This is a genomic window from Caballeronia eucalypticola, from assembly GCF_047608185.1.
GTDB lineage: Bacteria > Pseudomonadota > Gammaproteobacteria > Burkholderiales > Burkholderiaceae > Caballeronia.
On record NZ_JBLKRU010000013.1, the window covers coordinates 156,441 to 176,275 of the forward strand.

Here is a 19,835-nt window from a genome sequence, read left to right on the forward strand (position 1 = left end):
TGCTCCAGGCTGCAGTCAAAGCCGAGCGCGGAAGTCACGAATACCAGGAGTTTCCAGATGTTTCTCGCACTTCGTCCTCATTCTTCCATCCGTCTTCGCCGTGCATCTGCGGCACTGGTTCTGAGCGGCTTCACGCTCGCCGGCGCTTCGCAGGCGGCAATTGTTCCTCTCGGCGTGCAGCTCGCCGCGAAGCAAGAGTTGGTGCGAAACATTGGCACTGAAGTCGAGACGCTGGATCCAAACGTAGCGGAGTCCGTGCCGGCTAATACCGTCGCGCGGGACCTGTTCGAGGGGCTGACCGCCACGCGTACCGACGGCGAAACGGTGCCCGGCGTCGCGGAAAAGTGGGAGATGAAAGATCCCACTACATGGATCTTTCATCTGCGAAAAAATGCGAAATGGTCCAACGGCGAACCGGTTGTCGCCGCTGACTTTGTTTACGGATGCCAGCGTCTCGTCGACCCTAAAACGGCTTCGCCGTATGCAACCACGTATGGCATGTTCCTGCTGAACGGGGCAGACATCGTGGCAGGCAAGAAGCCAGTGGCGTCGCTTGGCGTGATCGCACTCGACCCGTACACGCTCGAAATCAAGACGCCGAATCCGGTGCCGTTCTTGCCCGACCTGATGTCGAATACGAACCTGGGTCCGGTGAACAAGGCGGCCGTCGAAAAGTACGGGAAGGACTGGACCAAACCGGGCAAGCTGGTCAGCAACGGCGCCTTTATGCTGAAGGACTGGCAAGTCAACAACCGCCTCGTGGTGGCGAAAAACCCGCTGTATTGGGATGCTGCCAACGTGCAGCTGACCCAGGTCACATACCTTCCGGTAGAGGACGAGAACACTGACGTGAAGCTGTACGAATCCGGCGGTGACGACTGGGTGAACCAGCTTCCGTCCGGCACCTATGCCCGCTACAAGCAGGAGTATCCGAACGAGATGCGCGCGGCGCCCATGCTCGGTTTGCGTTACTACTCCTTCAATAACAAGGACCCGCTGCTGAAGGATGTGCGTGTGCGCAAGGCGCTGTCCATGGTCATCGACCGGGACATCCTGGCGCAGCGCGTGACAGCCGACGGGCAGATTCCGGCGTATGGCGTGATCGTGAAGGGCGTGAAGGGCGCCGATGTCAGCGCATACGACTGGGCGTCATGGCCGATGGCAAAACGCGTGGATGAAGCAAAAAAGCTGCTGGCCGAGGCGGGTGTGAAGCCGGGCACCAAGTTGCAGTTCGCCATGAACACGAGCGAGTATCACAAGAAGATGGCCATCTTCGCGGCCTCCGAATGGAAGACAAAACTGGGCCTGGATACCGAGATTCAGGCAATGGAATTCAAGGTGCTGCTCAAGAAGCGGCACGATGGCGACTACCAGATCGCACGCAACGGCTGGGTGGCTGATTACAACGACGCCAGTACCTTCCTCACGCTGGTTCAATGCGGTTCCGAGCAGAACGACAACCAGGCGTGCAACCCCAAAGCCGATGCGCTGATGCACCAGGCGTCCGACTCCACGGACCCGGCTACGCGCCAGAGATTGCAGACCGAAGCGGGCAAGGTGGCCATGGACGACTATCCGATGCTGCCGCTGCTGCAATACACGCTGGTGCGCCTGGTCAAGAGTTACGTGGGCGGCTATTCCACAAAAAACCCGATGGACCATTACCGCAGCGCAGACATGTACATCATCAAGCATTGAGCGCAGCGCCGTGTTTTTCTATGACCGAACGGGATCATCCCGTGAGAGTACTGGTAACGTGCAAATCTGGTTCACGACGATGGCGGCAAGCGACAATGCATAGGGTTCTTTTCACGCTGAGCGTTGCAGCACTGCTCGTTACCTCGCAAGCATTCGCGCGGCCGTCGATCGCACAATACGACGAGCCGAAATACCCGGCGGATTTCACGCATTTCGACTATGCGGACCCAGACGCACCGGCCAACGGCGACATGAATTTCCAGAATTACGACGAACTGCAAAGCTACGATTCGATGAATCCGTTCCTGGTCCGCGGCGCGCCGGCGCCCGACCTGAAGAACCTGATGTTCGACACGCTGATGCAGCGAAGCTGGGACGAACTGGCGTCGGAGTATCCATTGATTGCGGACGACGTAGCGGTGGCTCCGGACGGCAAGTCGGCCACGTTCCATATCAATCCCCACGCGCGTTTTTCCAATGGCGACCCGATCACCGCCGCCGACGTAAAGTATTCATACGACATGTTGTCGAGCCACGAGGCGGCGCCCATCTACAACTCGCAGTTCGCCAACATCAGCCGCGCGACCGTTGTGGACCGCCTGACGGTGCGCTTTGACTTCAAGGAAGCACGCCGCGACGCACCACTGATCGCGGGGGACCTGCCGGTTTTCTCGCCGAAGTGGGGCATGAAAGCGGATGGCACGCGGCCGCCGTTCGACCAGATATCCGATGTCCCGCCAGTGGCAAGCGGTCCTTACCTGATCGAGCAACGCAAGAACGACAAGCAGATCACGTACCGGCGCAACCCGGATTATTGGGGCGCCGACCTGCCGTCGCGACGCGGCATGTATCGCTTCCAGCGGGTCACATTTCGGCTCTTCACGGATCACTACACCTCGCTGGAAGATTTCAAGGCGGGTCACACGGACCTGCGCGTGGAGTATTCATCATCGACGTGGGCGCGGAAATACATCGGCAAGAACTTCAGCAACGGCTCGCTCAGGAAAGTCGAGATACCCGATGGCCCGGCACAAATGCAGGGCATGTTCTTCAATACCCGCAAGCCAGTGTTCGCGGACGCCCGCGTGCGTCGGGCGTTGACGCTGGCTTTCGACTATGATTGGTTGAACCGGCTGGCTTTCTACAATCAATATCGCCGCACGGGAAGTTACTTTCAGGACTCCCCGTTTGGCGCGCAGGGCTGGCCGGATGCGAAAGAGCTGAAACTGCTCGAGCCGTATCGATCAATGCTCCCCGCCGCCGTGTTCGGCCCGATGGTGAAGCAGCCCGACACGGTGCCACCCCATTCGTTGCGCGCTAATTTACGGGAAGCGCAGGCGCTCCTGAACGATGCGGGCTGGCAGTATCGTGACGGCGCGTTGCGCAACGCAGGCGGCACTCCGATGACCGTCGAGATCATGGACGACCAGCCCGGCATGGACGAGGTCATCCTGCCGTACATTCAGCAGTTGCAGACGCTCGGCATACAGGCGCACTTGCGAGAACTCGACAGCGCGTTGTACGAGAAGCGCATGGACGCATTCGACTTCGACATGACCACGTTTATCTATGCGCCTGTCACCATTCCGGGTGGCGAACTGACGCGGCGTTTTGGCAGCGCAGCGGCCTCGCAGCCGGGCTCGGAGAATTACCCGGGTGTCCGGTCGAAAGCCGCGGACGCGATGGTCGACGCTGCGTTGAAAGCGCAAACACTGAGCGATCTGGAGACGGCGACGCGTGCGCTTGATCGCATCCTGATCAACGGCTATTACATTGTGCCGGAGTACTACGCACCGAATACGCGCGTGGGATATCAGTCACGCATGGGTTTCCCAAAAGTCTCGCCGACTTCTTACTACGCCGAGGACTGGCTGATCTACTACTGGTTCGTGAAGGCGCCGTCCGGTGCCGCTACGGCTGCTTCAACACATTGAGATTGCCATGGCCGCTTATATCCTCAGACGCCTGTTGCTGATGATCCCCACGCTGGTAGGCGTGGTCACGCTGACGTTCTTCGTCACGCAGTTCGTGCCGGGTGGCCCGGTCGAGCAGATCCTGACCCAGATGCGCCACGGCGGGAATCACGGCGGCGAAGCGGGCGGGGCTGGCGGATATCACGGCAGCCAGGGGGTTGACCCGCAACAGGTGGAGCAGCTCAAGAAGCAATTCGGTTTCGACAAACCGCCGATCGTGCGCTACTTCAGCATGCTCAAGAACTATGCAAGTTTCAATCTCGGCCAGTCGTATTACCAGCATCAAAGTGTCTGGGCGGTGATCCGGTCGAAGCTGCCGGTGTCCATCACGCTGGGGCTCTGGACCGTGCTGCTGACCTACCTTATTGCAGTGCCGCTCGGGATATCGAAGGCCGTGCGCAACGGCTCCCGCTTCGATACCGCCACGAGCGTGCTCGTCCTGACCGGCTACGCCATCCCGGGTTTTGTACTGGGCGTACTGCTGCTGATGCTGTTTGGCGGCGGCACGTTGTGGCAAGTATTTCCCATGCGCGGCCTCACCTCCGACGACTTCGATCAGCTTAGTGTCGTGGGAAAGGTACTGGATTACCTGTGGCACATCGCGTTGCCGGTGACCGCAGCGGTGGTCGGCAACTTTGCGATTATCACCATCCTCACGAAGAATACCTTCCTCGAAGAGATCAGCCGGCAATACGTTCTGACCGCGCGCGCAAAAGGTGCGCCGCAACGCGATGTGCTCTGGAAGCACGTCTTGCGCAACGCAATGATCCCGCTGCTGACCGGATTGCCCGCGGCATTCGTGGGGGCGTTCCTGAATGGCAACTTGCTGATCGAGACATTGTTTTCACTCGATGGCATGGGCCAGCTTTCCTACGACTCGGTGATCCGGCGCGACTATCCCGTCGTGCTCGGTTCACTTTACTTGTTCACCCTGATTGGTCTTGTGACCAAGCTTATTGCGGACGTGTGTTATGTCCTCGTCGACCCCCGTATCCAGTTCGACCGGCTCGACCGGTGAACGCATGAACGTCTCCGCGAACCCGGTCATGACGGCCACGATCAAACCGCCGCCGTCGGAGTCACCCGGCCGGCGCGTATGGCTGCGTTTCAAGGCGCAGCGGCTGGGTTACTGGAGCACGATTGTGTTCGTCGGCTTGTTTGTGATCAGCCTGCTTGGCGAGGTGCTCGCAAACGACAAGCCGTTGTTGGTCCGGTACGAGGGCACCTATTATTTTCCGATTCTGAAGGACTATTCGGAGAAGGTATTCGGCGGCGATTTCCCGGCGCGCACGAACTATCTCGATCCATATATTCGCGACCGGCTGGAATCGAAGGGCAACTTCGCGATCTATCCGCCGAATCATTTTCACTATGACACCGTCGACTATTTCGCGACCACGCCCAATCCTGCGCCGCCCTCTGCCGCGAACTGGATCGGCACGGACCAGTTCGGGCGCGACGTCCTTTCGCGCCTGCTGTACGGTTTCCGGCTCTCGGTGCTCATGGCGCTTGCATTGACGGTCTCGGGCGTCTTGCTGGGCGTCCTGACGGGCGCTGTGCAGGGGTTTTACGGCGGGCGCACCGACTTGATCGGCCAGCGCCTGATCGAGATCTGGAGTTCGATGCCCGACCTGTACTTGCTGATCATCTTCGCGTCGATCTTCGAGCCGACCTTATGGCTGCTGTTCATCCTGCTCTCGGCGTTCGGATGGCTCACGCTGTCCGACTACGTGCGTGCCGAATTCCTGCGCAACCGTTCGCTTGACTACGTTCGCGCTGCTCGTACGATGGGTTTGTCGAACTGGCAGATCATGTGGCGCCATGTATTGCCCAACAGCCTGACCCCCGTGATCACCTTCTTGCCATTTCGCATGAGCGCCGCGATTCTCGCGCTGACCAGCCTCGACTTCCTCGGGCTCGGCGTACCCGCGCCAACACCAAGCCTGGGCGAACTGCTTGCCGAAGGTAAAAACAATCTCGATGCATGGTGGATCTCCGGCGCGGCGTTCGGCGGCCTTGTCGTCACCTTGCTGCTGCTGACCTTCATGGGCGACGCATTGCGCAACGCGCTCGATACCCGCACACGCGGTTCCGCATTTGGAGGCGCACAGAAGTGACAGTCCCTCTGTTGCAACTCGACGGGTTATCGATTGGTTTCGGCGACAAGACCGTCGTACGCGACCTGGCTCTTTCTATCGGACGTGGCGAACGCGTGGCGCTGGTCGGCGAATCGGGCTCGGGCAAGAGCGTCACGGCGCTATCCATTCTCGGTCTTGCGGACAATGCTCGCCAGACAGGACGCATTCTGCTGGATGGCGAGGATCTCCTGCAAAAGACCGAGCAGCAGATGCGCGGCATTCGCGGCCGCGACATCGCCATGGTCTTCCAGGAGCCGATGACCGCGCTCAACCCGTTGTTCACCATCGGTAAGCAGATTGCGGAAAGCCTGCGTCTGCACGAAGGGCTGCGGCCGAACGCGGCACGCCAGCGCGGCATCGAATTGTTGCGGCGTACCGGTATTCCAGAACCGGAACGGCGCATTGACAGCTTCCCGCATCAGCTCTCCGGCGGTCAGCGCCAACGCGCGATGATCGCGATGGCGCTCGCTTGCCGCCCGCGCCTTCTGCTCGCCGATGAACCGACCACGGCCCTCGATGTGACGGTGCGCCAGCAGATCGTGGAGTTGTTGATCGGCTTGCAGGAGCAGGAGGCGGCCGAGCGCGGCATGGCGGTGCTGTTGATCACGCACGACCTGAACCTGGTCAAGCGCTTCGCGCAGCGCGTGGCGGTGATGGAGAAGGGCGTGCTGGTCGAAACCAATTCGACCGCGGAGCTGTTCGCTAATCCGCAGCATCGCTACACACGCCGTCTGCTCAACAGCGAACCCGAACGCGCGATCGATCCCGTTGCGTCGAACGCGCGCCAGGTGCTCGAAGTGCAGGGGTTATCGGTGGACTACCGGACGTCGGTGAAAGGCTGGCGGTCCGTATTTTCGAAGTCTTCGTTCCGCGCGTTGCAGGATGTCGGCATTACGCTCAGACGCGGCGAAACGCTTGGCATCGTGGGCGAATCCGGGTCGGGAAAATCTACGCTCGCAGCCGCCATCCTGGGCTTGCAACGGCCGGCGGAAGGACTGATTCATATCGACGGGCAGTCCTTGTCTTCGTTAAAAAGCGCGAACTCGCGGCGCAGCGTGTCGTCGCGGTTACAAGTCGTCTTTCAGGATCCCTACGGATCGTTATCGCCACGGATGACGATCGAACAGATCGTGGGCGAAGGGATAGCATTGCATCAGCCGGAGGTAACGGCAGCGGCACGTCGTCAGCGTGTAGTGGCGCTGCTCGAAGAAGTGGGCATGCCGGCCGATGTCCTGCCACGGTATCCGCACGAATTCTCGGGCGGGCAGCGGCAGCGCATTGCGATTGCCCGCGCGCTTGCGGTCGAGCCGGAACTGCTTGTACTCGATGAACCCACGAGTGCGCTCGATGTATCGATACAGCAGCAGGTGCTAAACCTGCTCACACGGCTGCAGAAAAAATACACGCTGACCTATCTGTTCATCACGCATGACCTGGCCGTCATGCGCGCGATGGCGCATCGGGTGGCCGTCATGAAGGCGGGGCGGATAGTCGAGATGGGCGACACAATGGACGTATTGCAAGCGCCCGCGCATCCCTATGCACAGGCGCTGCTCGCGGCATCGATCGTGGCGAGCGCGGCGGCCTGAACTTGTAGGGCAGGCGCGAGCGCTTGGTCTGCTTCAGCTGGGCTTGACATTCCGCCTTAACGAACTAAAGCCGCACGCCGCCAAGAGAATCAGGCAATCGAGAGCAATTTACTGCAGCACGCAGCCCTGAGCGGCCCGTGCTGCGTTCGCGTCTGGCGAGTAAGCTTTATCGGGGATTTACGCGCGGGAACGATTCGGGCTACGCATTCTCCAGGCTTCGGCCCGACATCACCTTCCTCATTCAGTCGCACCAATACAACCCACTTTCAGATTGATATACAGGAGCTTTCCATGATGAATCGAGACAACCCCGTGTGGCTCATCACCGGCTGCTCGACCGGCTTCGGTCGTGAGCTGGCCAAACTTGTGCTCGAGCGCGGATGGCGCGCCGTGGTGACGGCACGGGATCCGTCCACGCTCAACGACCTGGCCGAAGGCCACGGCGACCGGGCGCTCGTGCTGCAACTCGACGTGACCGACCGCAAGCAGATCGCCGATGTCGTTGCGCAATCGCAGAAGCATTTCGGCCGTATCGATGCACTCGTGAACAACGCGGGTTACGGTTATCTGGCGGCGATCGAAGAGGGCGAAGACGACGCCGTACGCGCGATGTTCGAGACGAATGTGTTTGGTCTGGTCGACATGACGAAGGCCGTATTGCCCATCATGCGTGCGCAAAAAAGCGGCCTCATTGTCAACATTTCGTCGATAGGCGGGATCACGAGTTTCGCAGCCACCGGGTATTACCACGGCACGAAATACGCAGTGGAAGGGATCTCGGAATCGCTGGCGCTCGAGGTGAAACCGCTCGGCATTGACGTGCTCGTGGTTGAGCCCGGACCGTTCCGCACCAACTGGGCGGGGCCGTCAATCAAGCAGTCGGCTACGCGCATTGATGACTATGCGAGTACCGCAGGCGAGCGTCGCAAGCAGACCGAAGCGCGCAGCGGCAATCAGGCGGGCGATCCGGTGCGCGCGGCGCAGGCCATCATTGACGCGGCACTCTCCGATACCCCGCCATTGCGCCTGTTGCTTGGTAAAGCCGCGCTTGAACTCGCGCGCAAGAAGGTCAGTTCGCTGACTCAGGACTTCGACGCGTGGGAAAAGACGACGATTGGCGCTGACTTTCCTGAAGGATCCAGGTAAGCCGTCACATTGCGCAAGAGTCGTTCTCTTTGTGGTTCCTCGCCACGAGCCGTAACGGGGCGCACGCTTCTCATTTTTCGCTGACAGAGAGGTGTGCGCCCTTTGACCGTTGGACATCTCCTATCGATAAAGCCCGCCTGCGTCTCACACGTATGCGGCTTGGCTTTCATCACACGATAAGCACGCCTGTTCTCGAACTGCTTATGCCTTTTGCTTCATCCCGATTGCAGGAAACCCCCGCTTCCGCGAACATTTTGCATAAGGCAAACTTATGGGCATCGACGGAAAATCCTGCAGCTTCGCACGGTTCTTGCCAGCACAGGCATCCTTTAGTCCCTGCTAAACCCGCGCCGCGCCAAACCGGAGCGCCCATGAGACGACCGCATCATCCTATCGACCTGCGCGCGTTGCAGGCGTTCGTTGCCGTCTGCGATACAGGCTCGATGACCGCCGCAGCAAAGCAGCTCGGCGTGAGCCAGAGCGCGATCAGCCAGGCGGTGTCCGGGCTCGAACGCGAGCAGGGCATAAGCCTGTTTGACCGGGACAGCCGCCCGCCGCGTGCCAATAGCGCTGGGCGAGCGTTGCTTGAACTTGCCACGCCCTTGCTCGATCACGCGCAACGCGTGAGTGCCCGCATAGACGAGGTATCCGATGCAGGCAATGCGTCGGTCCGCCTCGGATGCGTGGACTCGTTCGCCGCCACTGTGGGGCCTGAACTGATTCGTGCACTCTCGGGTTCGTCCCGGCAGATTGCGTTATGGTCGGGCTTGACGCCGGGGCTGACCAAGCAGTTGCATGATCGCGAGATCGATCTGGCTGTATGCACCCAGACTGTCATTTCGGACCCGCGTATTGTGGAGATTCCGTTGTTCTCCGAGGCGTTCGTAGCGGTTGCGTCGCGGCGGTTCCTCGCGTCACGTCCCGCGGCGGACTGGCGTATGCTCGCTGGCAATCTTCCTTTGATCCGTTATACGGGGCGCTCGGTGATCGGTCAGCAGGTCGAGCGTTTTGCGCGGCACCTGGGTATCGACAGTCCGCGTCGTTATGAATTCGATGCCACCGATCCGCTGCTCAGTCTCGTCGCCGCGGGTCTTGGTTTCGCCATTTCCACGCCGCTCTGCTTGTGGCAGGCGCGTCATTATCTGGAGGAAATCGATGTGTTGCCGCTGCCGCCAGGCGGCCTTGCACGCCGCGATTTTTTCCTGCTGCATCGTGAGAGCGAATGGGATGGTTTCGCGGCCGAACTGATCAGTTTGACGCGCGGCGTGCTTGATCAGCGTATTCGCCCGGCGCTGCAGCAGGCGCTTCCCAACCTGCCCGCCGACGCGCTCCAGTAACGCTTGTCAACCCGCCCTGTTTTAAACCTCTTCCTTACGCTTATCCCGCCCGGAATCCATCATGACCGATCTCTACACCTTGCATCGTGGCGACGCGCCGCTGCTTATTTCGATCCCGCATTTGGGCACTGAAATTCCAGAGAGCTTGCGGCCGTTGTACACGGACATTGCGCTGACCGTTGCGGACACCGACTGGCATCTCGACCGCCTCTATGACTTTGCCCGCGAGATGGGCGCGACAATTCTTGGGGCGCGCGTTTCGCGTTACGTGATCGACCTGAACCGTCCATCAAACGATGAAAGCCTCTATCCGGGCCAGACGACGACGGGCCTGTGCCCGGGCGAAACCTTCCGTGGCATGCCGCTGTATCGCGATGGCATTGAGCCCGATGCGGCCGAGAAAGCGCGGCGCGTAGTCACTTACTGGCAGCCATATCACGATGTGCTTGAGGCAGAACTCGCGCGGTTGCGGGCGGTGCATCCAAACGTGCTGCTGTGGGAAGCGCATTCCATTGCAAGCGTGTTGCCGCGTCTGTTCGAGGGCAAGCTGCCTGATCTGAACATCGGTACGCAGGATGGGCGCACGGCAGCGCCAGCGGCCTTGCAAGCGGTCACCGATGCCGCTGCGCGGAGCTCGTATACGTGGATCGCCAACGGCCGTTTCAAGGGCGGTTACAACACGCGTCACTATGGTGCGCCTGAGACCGGCGTTCACGCGATACAACTGGAGATGTGCCAGTCGACTTACATGGATGAGACGGAGCCGTTCGACTACGCGCCCCAAGCGGCGAGTCAGGTGCAGGTGGTGGTGAAGGACATGGTGGGCGCGGCGCTGGATGTCATCCAACGGCTGTAATCCAAAGACCGTGATCTCGCTCGCGTGAGCGCGGGACCGTCTGCCGCCGCCGTGCATCCAAGCGCGATTTTCAACGATCTCTTAACATGGCCGATGCATCAACGAAGCTGCCTGCCCGCGTCGCCGGCGCAGCAGCGGCTCATTGGCTTTCAATGGAAAGGAGTGGACATGGAATATCGCTTACTGGGCGAAACGGGCTTCAAGGTGCCCGTGCTGAGCCTGGGCACCGCCACGTTCGGCGGCAGCAATGATTTCTTCAAGGCGTGGGGCAGCACTGACGCTGACGGCGCGCGTAGCCTGGTCGATATTGCGCTGGAGGCGGGCGTCTCCATGTTTGACAGTGCCGACGTTTATTCCGACGGCATGGCGGAGGAGATCCTCGGGAAGGCCATTGCCGGGCGTCGCTCGAAGGTGATTGTATCGACGAAAGGAACGTTTCAGTTCGGCTCGGACGTGAACAGCGTTGGCTCGACCCGGCATCACTTGACCGAAGCCGTCAATGGCAGCCTGAAGCGTTTGAATACCGACTACATCGACATCTATCAACTGCATGGTTTCGATGCATTGACACGCGTGGAAGAAACGTTGCGCACGCTCGATGACTTCGTGCGCGCTGGCAAGATTCGCGTGATCGGCTGCTCGAATTTTTCCGGCTGGCACTTGATGAAATCGCTGGCGGTGTCAGACCGTGAAGGCCTCGCGCGGCATTCGGTGCATCAGGCGTATTACTCGCTGACCGGCCGCGATTTCGAGCATGAACTCATGCCGCTGGGATTGGATCAGAAGGTCTCGACCATTGTGTGGAGTCCGTTGGGGTGGGGCCGCCTGACAGGCAAGATTCGGCGCGGCAGCCCGTGGCCGGAGAATAGCCGTTTGCACAAGACGGCAGACATGGGACCGCCGGTTGCCGATGATTATGTCTACGGCATCGTGGACGCGCTGGATGCCGTGGCCAAGGAAACAGGCAAGAGCGTGCCGCAGATTGCGTTGAACTGGTTGTTGCAGCGGCCGACAGTTGCGAACGTGATTGTGGGCGCCCGCGACGAGAAGCAATTCCGCGAAAACCTGGGCAGCGTTGGGTGGTCGTTGAGTGCTGAGCAGATTGCGGCCCTGGATAAAGCGAGCACGTTGCCGTTGCCGTATCCGTACTGGCATCAACGCGGTTTCGCCGATCGCAATCCGTCGCCGGTTTAGAGCGGGAGGATGGCGGGAAAACGCGGTGCTTTCATGTGCGGGTGGCCAGGGCCGCGCCACTCGCCGTCACTCTGCCGGTCAAGGGTTAACGCAGCGACGCGATCGCTCCGTTTGCCGCACCGTTACGCATGATTTGCGTGAGTCGATCGCCGAGTTTTTCCCGCGCCTGTTCGGTATCGTAATGCGTTTGGAGGTTCATCCAGCTTTGCGGATCGACGCCAAAAAATGCACCGAGACGAACAGCTGTATTGGCCGTGATGGCGCGTTTTCCTTGCACGATTTCATTGATACGACGTGCCGGTACTTCTATGGCTTTCGCGAGCGCGTACTGAGTAATGCCCATTGGGGCGAGCCATTCCTCCGCGAGGATCTCGCCGGGTGTGTCCAGTGGAATGTCTCGAGTCATAAGTAATCCTAGTGGTAGTCGCAGATTTCAACTTGCGTGGCGCTGCCCGATTCGAAGCAGAAGCAAAGACGCCATTGATCATTAATGCGTGCGCTATATTGTCCTTTCCGATTACCCTCCAGTGCTTCGAGAAAGTTGCCGGGCGGAAGGCGCAAAAAGTTGAGATCGGCCGCTGCATGAAGTTGTTGCAACTTGCGAATCGCGACCCGTTCGAAATTGACAGATCGTGCGACCCGCTTTCCTTCAAACAATGAGCGTGTGTCTTGGCAGCAGAAGGAAGTGATCATAAATCAAATAATAACGCGCAGCGTTATTAACGCTGTGGTGCTCGCAAGATCCTTTTTAACGCAGCATGGTCGTCATCCTCACCGGTCCTCTACCGCATCCCCACGCTTTGCAATGATCCGTCCCAACTCCCGCGTTGAAGGTACGCGGCGCATTGGATTCGTGGACCCCAGTTCATCGTCGGCCAGGTTTTCGATCAGCGCCAGCAACACCTTCCGCGCGGTCTTGATGTCATGCTCGCTCAAACCCACCACGCTGACCTCATTGACTTCCTCGGCGAGCGGAACGAGCTTCTCTTTCAGCGCACGACCCTCGGCGGTAAGGAACACGTGCACGTTTTTCTTGTTGTCCGGCATCTGCTGACGCTCGACATAACCCAGCGCCTCCATCGCCTTGACGGCTGCAAAGGTCGTTGGCTCCATCACCCCCGCCTGCGTGCTTAGCTCGCGCTGTGTCAAGCCGTCCGTCTCCCACAAGATCCGCAGAAATGTCCAGTGCCCGTACGACACGGTGTGCTCGGCAAGGCGCATTTGCAGCGCGCGCACCAGCGAACGCGCGGCGTCCTTGACGAGGTGGGCCAGTCGGTCGTTGGGTACGGCGTCATGCCAGTGGCGCAGGATTGCAGCGGTTTCGCGAGGCGCGTTGTCTGCGGATTTCTTTCTTGTCATGACCGTGTTCCCGAAGCTCGAAGCGTTACCCAGGCCAACATGATAGCCGGTCGAGACGAACCTGAAGAACGGCGCCAGGTTGTCGCCGGCGTGAAGGAAAACCCTGCCGATCGCGGCATCCGCATGTCGGCTATGCACGAGAATGCACGCGCAAAACCGATCCGCTAATTGAGTTAGCTTCCATTAACGGCACCCCGCGAGGGATTGCAGGATTAAACTCCGTCTGGAAATTGTCGTTATAGACTGTATGCGCTGCTCCCAGTCACGCCTAAAGAACTGGATATGCTGGCCCCCATTAAATTCGACGACGCAAGCAACCCGGCTCATGCCCTGCCTCCGCTCGACGGGGACACGCGCCCGGATGAACGGTTCGACGGGCTGACTCGTCTTGCCAGACGCCATTTCAGCGTGACCCTTGCACTCGTCATGCGGGTCGACGGAGAACGGCAGGAGCTCAGCTCATGCGATGGTCTTGCTGCTGATCGTGCCTTCGTACACACCCCTCGCGGGCTTTCATTTTGCCGGCAGGCAGTACCTGGCGATGAATCCCATGCTGACGATCTTCTCGTCATACCGGACACCCTTGCCGATAACCGCGTTCATGATCATCCGCTTGTCGCGGACAATCCCTGCATTCGTTCTTATGCCGGATGTCCGTTGCGGAATGAGAACGGGGAAACGCTTGGCGTCTTTTGTCTGCTTGATACTTCGCCTCGCGAACTCGACGATGCCGAGCGCGAATGCTTGCGGGATTTTGCCCGCCTCGCTGAGGCAATCCTCGCAAGCGATCAGTCGGCCGCTCAATTAAAAGAAGACCAGGACGCGCTGAGCAAGCGCGAGAAACGCATGGCGCTTGCCATTGCCGGCAGCGGCACAGGCATCTGGGATCGCAATATAGTTACCAACGAGATCCACTATTCGGCGGGATGGAAAGCCATCCTGGGTTATGCGGATTGGGAGCTGACCAACCAACTCAACGACAGTTACCAACGCGTTCATCCGGACGATCTCGCTTACGTTCAAGCGGCCATTCAGGCACATTTCGATCGGAAGACGCCAAGCTATGACGTAGAACATCGCATCCAGTGCAAGGACGGCAGCTACAAGTGGATCTCCAGCCGCGGCAAGGTCGTCAGCCGTGACGGCACGGGTCAGCCGTTGCGCATGATTGGCACCACTACCGATATCACGGCCATGCGCGCGATGTCAGAGCGGCTGCAGGAGAATGTCGACCTGATCACCAGCCTGACCAACGAAGTGCCGGGACTTGTCTTTCAATATCAATTGCTGCCGGACGGCGAATCATTTTTTTCGTATGCAAGCGCGGGCATTGAAGAGATCTACGAGCTCACGCCGCAGCAGGTGGCCGCGAACGCGGCGGTCATCAACACAATCGTGCATCCGGATGATCTCGCGGCTTACCGCGCTTCGCTTGAAATATCCGCGGCGAACCTCACGCCGTGGCACCTTGAATACCGTGTCGAATTGCCACGACAGGGTCTGCGCTGGCGCCAGGGCGACGCGCAACCCCGGCGTCTGGAAGACGGTGGCACGCTGTGGCATGGCTTCATTACCGACGTGACCGAACGCAAGCGCATAGAGTCTGAACTCAAGGAGTTCGCGACCATCGACTCCTTGACGCAGTTGCCCAATCGCCGCCATTTCATGGTTCAGATCGAGGCGGAACTGGTGCGCATCCGGCACGCGAAAGAGGGTTATGCGGCCATCCTCATGTGCGATCTCGACCACTTCAAATTGATCAACGACACATGGGGACACGCGGTCGGCGACCGGACGCTCAGGCATTTCGCGTCCATCCTTCAGGCTGAGCTGGGCGCGCAGGGCATCGCGGGCCGTGTGGGCGGTGAAGAGTTTGCGGTGATGTTGCCGAATGCCGATCTCATCGATGCAAGGGCTTTCGCGGAACGCATGCAACGACGCATGGTGGAAGCGCCGCTGGCGGAATGCGACTGGCGAATCGCGCTGACGGTCAGCATTGGTATTGCCGTGATGAACGCGGCCGATGCGACCGCCGACGCACCGCTTTCCCGCAGCGACGCGGCTCTATATCGCGCGAAGGAGCGTGGGCGCAATCGTATCGAGTGTCATTGACCAGGCGCCTCGCCTGTCACCGTGGTCCCGGGCAGCATTCTCGAAAACGACACCGCCATGGACGCCAGCTCCTGCGCGACCGGCGTCAACGGCACGCCTGCGCGTCGCAGCAGGCACACGCGCGTACTCAATGCCTGCTCTTTAATCGGGACGACCGCCACGTGGTCCCTGAAGAACGGATGTGCCGCGAGGCGCACGGGTTCGAGCGACAGATAATCGCTGTTCGCCACGCAATGCAGCGTATCGAATACCGCCTCGGTCGTGGCCGCAATACGCGGCGGTTCGAGCTCCGCGTCCTTAAACAAAGTGGACAGGCGATTCGCGACATCGCCTGCATGGCGTGGCCGGGTGCTGACCCACTCGCAATCCTGCAGCGCCTTCAGCGAACGCGCGCGACCTAGCGGATGACCACGCCGCGCGATGACGGTGACAGGCGATTCAAACAGCGTGGTTGCTTCGAGATCGTGAATATCCGCTTCGTTCGATGCTAGCGCCAAAGCAAAGTCCAGGCTGCCGTCGCGCACCCACGCCGTCAGGACCCGCGACGTGGCGCTGGTCAGGTGAACATCGATACGCGGGCAGCGCTCGCGAAAGCTCGCCAGCAGCGCGGGAAATAATCGCATCATGGCTTCCGCAGCAGCGCCGAGTGAGACCTGACCCGTCAGCTCGCCGCGCAACTGGCGCATTTCGTTTTCGGTTCGAACGCATTCGCCCAGGATCACGTCGGCGCGAATCCGCAAGCGCTCCCCCACCGAGGTCAGGCGCGCGCCGCGATGCCCGCGTTCGAACAACGGTCCACCCGCGTTCGTCTCGAGTTTCCTCAACTGCTGCGTCACGCCGCTTTGCGCAATGCCGAGGCTGCGCGCCGCCGCCCTGAGACTGCCGGCTTCAGCCACAGCCACGAATACGCGAAGTTGCGTCAAGGTCAGGTCCACGATTTCCGCCCGGGGTGACAGGTAAAAGTGATCATGATAAGTAAATCGGGCCTGTTTGGTGGCATTTTGCGCTCGTACCATGAAGGCGTGTTATCCCCATCACCGTCCTGACCACTGAGCAAGCGCCGATGAAAACCCTCTCTTCATTGCTGGCCACCGTCGTGATCGCGGCCTTGGCCGTCTCCATGCCGGCCTATGCGAAAGACGCGAATGTATTGCGCCTCGGCATTGATCCGACGTATCCGCCGATGGACGTCAAGATGCCCGACGGCACCGTGACCGGTTTCGATGTCGACCTTGCCAACGAAATCTGCCGCCGCATCGCGATGCATTGCCAATGGGTCGAGATGGAGTTCTCCGGCATGATCCCGGCGCTTCAGGCACGCAAGATCGACGCAATCATTTCGTCGATGGCCATCACCGAAAAGCGCATGCAGCAGATCGCGTTTTCGACCAAGCTGTTCCAGTTCAAGTCACGTTTGATCGCGAAGACCGGCGCACCCGTGACGGTCAGCGTCGAGGGTCTGCGCGGCAAGCGCATTGGGGTGCAGAGCGGCACGCAGTTCGAGGCATATGCGCAGAAAAACTGGCAGTCGGGTGGCGTGGAAGTGGTCGCGTATCAAAGTCAGGAGGGCGTCTTTCAAGACCTCGAGGCTGGCCGGCTGGACGCGGCGCTGCTGGGATCGGTGGAAGCGGACAACGGCTTCCTGAAGACACCGAGAGGCAAGGGTTTCGGTTTTGTCGGCGGACCGCTTGAGATGGGTGACCACGGCACGGGCATCGGCCTGCGCAAGGACGACGTTGCGCTCAAGGCAAGCATCGACAGCGCGATCGCCGGCATGCGTGCCGACGGCACTTACCAAAAGATCGCCCGCAAGTACTTCGACTTCGACGTCTACGGCAACTAACAAGATTCCAGGAGTATTCGATGCAGATCAAAACCACGCCGCTGGTTTCCACGTCCATTGGCACGCGTCGCGAGTTCGTCAGCTTTCACTTCGGTACGCCGGGCAAGGGCGAGAAGATCTATATCCAGGCGTCGCTGCACGCGGACGAAATCCCCGCCATGCTGACCGCGTGGCGCCTGAAGCAACGGCTGATCGAACTGGAAAAGGCAGGACGCATTCTGGGTGAGGTGATCCTCGTGCCGGTGGCTAACCCGATCGGACTCTCGCAGCATGTGCTTGGACAGTTCCTTGGACGCTTCGAGTTGAATAGCGGCCACAACTTCAATCGCAGCTTTCCGCTGCCTGCTGCCTCGGCTTTGGTCGAGCGCATTGGCAGCAAGTGGACGCAGGACGCCGACGCCAATACGCGTTTATTGCGGCGTGCAGTATGCGACATGCTCGCCGACGTCAAACCGAAGAACGAGTTCGAGTCCTTGCGTCGCGAGATGCTGATCATGGCCGCCGATGCCGACGTCATCCTCGACCTGCATTGTTCGCTCGAGGCGACCATGCACTTGTACACGAGCCCTGCGAGCTGGCCGGCGGTTGAACCGCTCGCGCGGTATCTGGGTGCAAGCGGCGTATTGCTCTGTGCGGACTCGGGCGGCCAGTCATTCGACGAGGTTCATACGCAACTCTGGAACGACGTTCGCGCGCTTGTGGGCGAGGGCACGCCGATCGCCGCGCCTAATGTTGCGCTGACGGTCGAGCATCGCGGCCAGCGCGACGTGTCCTATGAATTCGCCGAGCAGGATGCGGACGGGATTGTCGATTACCTGAAGTATCGCGGCGTGATTGAAGGCCAGGCACGCGAGCTGCCGCCGCTCAATCATCCGGCAACGCCGCTGGCCGGCAGCGAGCAGTTCATTGCGCCCGCAAGCGGCGTGGTGGTGTATCGCGCGCAGGTCGGGGCACATTTGAAAGCGGGTGATCCGGTCTTCGACATCATCGATCCGATCACGGACGAGGTGACTACACTCACGACGAAAAACGATGGTGTCTTTTATATGCGCCGGGCGATCCGCTTTGTCATCGCCGGCGCACCGATGGGCCGTGTAACGGGCGCAGTCCCGTTCAGGACCGGGGTGTTGATTGGTGCTTAGTTAGCGTCACTTGACCTCGCCCGCGCGCCCGCGTGCGGATCCTCGCTTGGCAGAAATTCCCTCACCTGCTTCAGCGGGCATCCGCATGAACATCGGATAAGAACTGATTACAACGAGCGCGGTAACGATAAAAGCCGAGGCCAGCTGCCACCGTTCAGCATGCGTGCCAGGGGCCAGGATCATGGTGACTTGGATTGTCCCTGCCGCGACTGTCACGCCGACCGCCTTCATCAATTGCTGAGCAGTCCCCTGGAATGAAGTAGCGGCGGCAAGCCTGGCCTTGGGAACATCGGCGAAAGCGAGGGCGCCCATGGTGGCGAAGCTCAGCGAGCGCGACAATCCGCCCACAAGCAGCAACAAGAAGATGCCGCTAGCCGGCCAGTTCTGCGACATGAACGAGCACACCAGGAGCACGGCCGCAAATGAAACGCTGCCCGCGCACAAGACGGTGCGGACAGAAAAGCGCCTTAGCGCAAGCGATGTCATTGGGCGCATGCAAAACGATCCTAGCGCGCTGGCGAATGTGACGAGACCGCTAGCGGAAGCGCTATAGCCGAACCCGGCTTGCAACGTCAGCGGCACAAGAAACGGCAGCGCGCCGGCACCGGCGCGAAACAAGCTTCCCGCAATTGTCGCTGCATGAAAAGTGGGTATAGAGAGCAGGGAAAAATCGACGGCCGGATCGTCCACGCGACGGCAGTGCCTGACGGCCATCCAGAACATCGCCACGCCCGTGGCCACGCATGCAGGCGACGCAAACGGCGGCAAGACGCTACGTCCCGCGCATTCAATGCCGGTCATGAACAGCGTCAGCGACCCGCCGATCAACATCATGCCGCGAATGTCGGGTGGCGCGTGATGTTCGGGGGGCGCGGCCGGCAGCAAGCGCCAAGTCAGCAGCAGACCGACGATACCCACCGGCACGTTGACCCAGAAGATGCTGCGCCACGAGAGGGTATCGGTGAGAAAGCCGCCGAGTGGCGGACCCATCAACGGGCCGATAAGAGCCGGCATGGTGAGCCATGTGGTGGCCTGCAACAGCTCCTCGCGTTTCACTCCACGGAACAAAATCAAACGTCCGACCGGCACCATCATGGCGCCCCCGATTCCCTGCACGATGCGTGCAGCAATCAACTGCGGGAGGTTCGCGGCCGCGGCGCAGGCGAGCGACGCCAGCGTGAACGTTGCGATTGCCCACATGAAGACGCGCTTCGCCCCGAAGCGATCGGCAACCCATCCGCTAGCGGGAATGAACACCGTCAGCGCCACTAGATAGGCCGTAATGGCACTGCTCAGATGCACCGGGTCCACACCAAGATCACGCGCCATCGCAGGCAAGGCCGTCGCGACGATCGTGCCGTCCATGTTTTGCATAAAAAGGGCGCTGGCTACAACGGCGGCGGTGATGCGGAAGTTGGCAGGTTTCACAAGGCGAGGGTATTTCAGGT

General features: G+C 60.2%; 17 protein-coding genes. 12 read left to right on the top strand and 5 right to left on the bottom strand.

Annotated elements, in window-relative coordinates; genetic code table 11:
• Positions 1-57: 57 nt before the first annotated feature.
• The 9 genes from ACMX25_RS17330 (at position 58) to ACMX25_RS17370 (ending at position 11,931) form a co-directional block, all read left to right on the top strand.
• Positions 58-1,698, top strand: a complete 1,641-nt coding sequence (locus ACMX25_RS17330; protein ID WP_414951227.1) for a peptide ABC transporter substrate-binding protein — start codon at positions 58-60, stop codon at positions 1,696-1,698.
• Positions 1,699-1,793: 95 nt separating this feature from the next.
• Positions 1,794-3,632 carry an extracellular solute-binding protein gene (locus ACMX25_RS17335; RefSeq protein WP_414951228.1) on the top strand — a complete coding sequence of 613 codons (1,839 nt, stop codon included), beginning with the start codon at positions 1,794-1,796 and terminating at the stop codon, positions 3,630-3,632.
• 7 nt (positions 3,633-3,639) lie between these two features.
• The gene (locus tag ACMX25_RS17340; RefSeq protein WP_414951229.1) at positions 3,640-4,689 is read left to right on the top strand and encodes a microcin C ABC transporter permease YejB; all 1,050 of its coding nucleotides are present in this window, start codon (positions 3,640-3,642) and stop codon (positions 4,687-4,689) included.
• Complete coding sequence (locus ACMX25_RS17345) at positions 4,643-5,788, top strand: ABC transporter permease (protein ID WP_414951230.1); 1,146 nt, start codon at positions 4,643-4,645, stop codon at positions 5,786-5,788. The genes ACMX25_RS17340 and ACMX25_RS17345 overlap by 47 nt, the downstream gene beginning before the upstream one ends.
• Complete coding sequence (locus ACMX25_RS17350; RefSeq protein ID WP_414951231.1) at positions 5,785-7,398, top strand: ABC transporter ATP-binding protein; 1,614 nt, start codon at positions 5,785-5,787, stop codon at positions 7,396-7,398. Before ACMX25_RS17345 ends, ACMX25_RS17350 begins: the two co-directional genes overlap by 4 nt.
• Before the next feature lie 291 nt (positions 7,399-7,689).
• On the top strand, positions 7,690-8,544 hold the full coding sequence (locus ACMX25_RS17355; protein WP_414951232.1) for an oxidoreductase: 855 nt from the start codon (positions 7,690-7,692) through the stop codon (positions 8,542-8,544).
• 371 nt (positions 8,545-8,915) lie between these two features.
• On the top strand, positions 8,916-9,881 hold the full coding sequence (locus tag ACMX25_RS17360; RefSeq protein ID WP_414951233.1) for a LysR family transcriptional regulator: 966 nt from the start codon (positions 8,916-8,918) through the stop codon (positions 9,879-9,881).
• 61 nt (positions 9,882-9,942) lie between these two features.
• Positions 9,943-10,737 (top strand): N-formylglutamate deformylase, encoded by a 795-nt coding sequence (hutG, locus tag ACMX25_RS17365; protein ID WP_414951234.1) that lies wholly within the window; start codon positions 9,943-9,945, stop codon positions 10,735-10,737.
• Positions 10,738-10,905: 168 nt separating this feature from the next.
• Entirely contained in the window at positions 10,906-11,931 is a 1,026-nt protein-coding gene (locus ACMX25_RS17370; RefSeq protein WP_414951235.1) for an aldo/keto reductase, read from the top strand.
• 85 nt (positions 11,932-12,016) lie between these two features.
• Here the strand turns inward: ACMX25_RS17370 and ACMX25_RS17375 are convergent, their stop codons facing one another.
• The 3 genes from ACMX25_RS17375 to ACMX25_RS17385 all read right to left on the bottom strand — a co-directional run bounded on the left by ACMX25_RS17375 (position 12,017) and on the right by ACMX25_RS17385 (position 13,290).
• Positions 12,017-12,337, bottom strand: coding sequence for a HigA family addiction module antitoxin (locus ACMX25_RS17375; RefSeq protein WP_414951236.1), 321 nt, complete (start codon positions 12,335-12,337; stop codon positions 12,017-12,019).
• Between the two features lie 8 nt (positions 12,338-12,345).
• Positions 12,346-12,624: a type II toxin-antitoxin system RelE/ParE family toxin gene (locus tag ACMX25_RS17380; RefSeq protein WP_414951238.1), complete on the bottom strand. Its 279-nt coding sequence runs from the start codon at positions 12,622-12,624 to the stop codon at positions 12,346-12,348.
• A 78-nt stretch (positions 12,625-12,702) separates the two neighbouring features.
• On the bottom strand, positions 12,703-13,290 hold the full coding sequence (locus ACMX25_RS17385; RefSeq protein WP_414951239.1) for a MarR family winged helix-turn-helix transcriptional regulator: 588 nt from the start codon (positions 13,288-13,290) through the stop codon (positions 12,703-12,705).
• 282 nt (positions 13,291-13,572) lie between these two features.
• Here ACMX25_RS17385 and ACMX25_RS17390 point away from each other — a divergent pair, with 282 nt between their 5' ends.
• Positions 13,573-15,402: a sensor domain-containing diguanylate cyclase gene (locus tag ACMX25_RS17390; RefSeq protein ID WP_414951240.1), complete on the top strand. Its 1,830-nt coding sequence runs from the start codon at positions 13,573-13,575 to the stop codon at positions 15,400-15,402.
• Here ACMX25_RS17390 and ACMX25_RS17395 read toward each other — a convergent pair.
• Positions 15,396-16,337, bottom strand: a complete 942-nt coding sequence (locus ACMX25_RS17395) for a LysR substrate-binding domain-containing protein (protein ID WP_414951242.1) — start codon at positions 16,335-16,337, stop codon at positions 15,396-15,398. The two genes, ACMX25_RS17390 and ACMX25_RS17395, sit on opposite strands and share 7 nt — an antisense overlap.
• A gap of 185 nt (positions 16,338-16,522) precedes the next feature.
• Between ACMX25_RS17395 and ACMX25_RS17400 the strand changes: the two genes are divergently transcribed.
• Both ACMX25_RS17400 and ACMX25_RS17405 read left to right on the top strand, forming a co-directional pair.
• A complete protein-coding gene (locus ACMX25_RS17400) occupies positions 16,523-17,245 on the top strand; it encodes a transporter substrate-binding domain-containing protein (RefSeq protein ID WP_414951274.1) in 723 nt (240 codons plus the stop codon).
• Between the two features lie 20 nt (positions 17,246-17,265).
• Complete coding sequence (locus tag ACMX25_RS17405; RefSeq protein WP_414951243.1) at positions 17,266-18,387, top strand: succinylglutamate desuccinylase/aspartoacylase family protein; 1,122 nt, start codon at positions 17,266-17,268, stop codon at positions 18,385-18,387.
• 6 nt (positions 18,388-18,393) lie between these two features.
• Here ACMX25_RS17405 and ACMX25_RS17410 read toward each other — a convergent pair whose 3' ends face one another.
• Positions 18,394-19,815 carry an MFS transporter gene (locus tag ACMX25_RS17410; protein WP_414951275.1) on the bottom strand — a complete coding sequence of 474 codons (1,422 nt, stop codon included), beginning with the start codon at positions 19,813-19,815 and terminating at the stop codon, positions 18,394-18,396.
• Positions 19,816-19,835 lie beyond the last annotated feature (20 nt).

What these genes read in the sequence shown, in the direction of transcription:
- ACMX25_RS17330 (WP_414951227.1), top strand. Translation starts at nt 58, where the DNA reads ATGTTTCTCGCACTTCGTCCTCATTCTTCCATCCGTCTTCGCCGTGCA.
- ACMX25_RS17335 (WP_414951228.1), top strand. Translation starts at nt 1,794, where the DNA reads ATGCATAGGGTTCTTTTCACGCTGAGCGTTGCAGCACTGCTCGTTACC.
- ACMX25_RS17340 (WP_414951229.1), top strand. Translation starts at nt 3,640, where the DNA reads ATGGCCGCTTATATCCTCAGACGCCTGTTGCTGATGATCCCCACGCTG.
- ACMX25_RS17345 (WP_414951230.1), top strand. Translation starts at nt 4,643, where the DNA reads ATGTCCTCGTCGACCCCCGTATCCAGTTCGACCGGCTCGACCGGTGAA.
- ACMX25_RS17355 (WP_414951232.1), top strand. Translation starts at nt 7,690, where the DNA reads ATGATGAATCGAGACAACCCCGTGTGGCTCATCACCGGCTGCTCGACC.
- ACMX25_RS17360 (WP_414951233.1), top strand. Translation starts at nt 8,916, where the DNA reads ATGAGACGACCGCATCATCCTATCGACCTGCGCGCGTTGCAGGCGTTC.
- hutG (WP_414951234.1), top strand. Translation starts at nt 9,943, where the DNA reads ATGACCGATCTCTACACCTTGCATCGTGGCGACGCGCCGCTGCTTATT.
- ACMX25_RS17370 (WP_414951235.1), top strand. Translation starts at nt 10,906, where the DNA reads ATGGAATATCGCTTACTGGGCGAAACGGGCTTCAAGGTGCCCGTGCTG.
- ACMX25_RS17375 (WP_414951236.1), bottom strand. Translation starts at nt 12,337, where the DNA reads ATGACTCGAGACATTCCACTGGACACACCCGGCGAGATCCTCGCGGAG.
- ACMX25_RS17380 (WP_414951238.1), bottom strand. Translation starts at nt 12,624, where the DNA reads ATGATCACTTCCTTCTGCTGCCAAGACACACGCTCATTGTTTGAAGGA.
- ACMX25_RS17385 (WP_414951239.1), bottom strand. Translation starts at nt 13,290, where the DNA reads ATGACAAGAAAGAAATCCGCAGACAACGCGCCTCGCGAAACCGCTGCA.
- ACMX25_RS17390 (WP_414951240.1), top strand. Translation starts at nt 13,573, where the DNA reads ATGCTGGCCCCCATTAAATTCGACGACGCAAGCAACCCGGCTCATGCC.
- ACMX25_RS17400 (WP_414951274.1), top strand. Translation starts at nt 16,523, where the DNA reads ATGCCGGCCTATGCGAAAGACGCGAATGTATTGCGCCTCGGCATTGAT.
- ACMX25_RS17405 (WP_414951243.1), top strand. Translation starts at nt 17,266, where the DNA reads ATGCAGATCAAAACCACGCCGCTGGTTTCCACGTCCATTGGCACGCGT.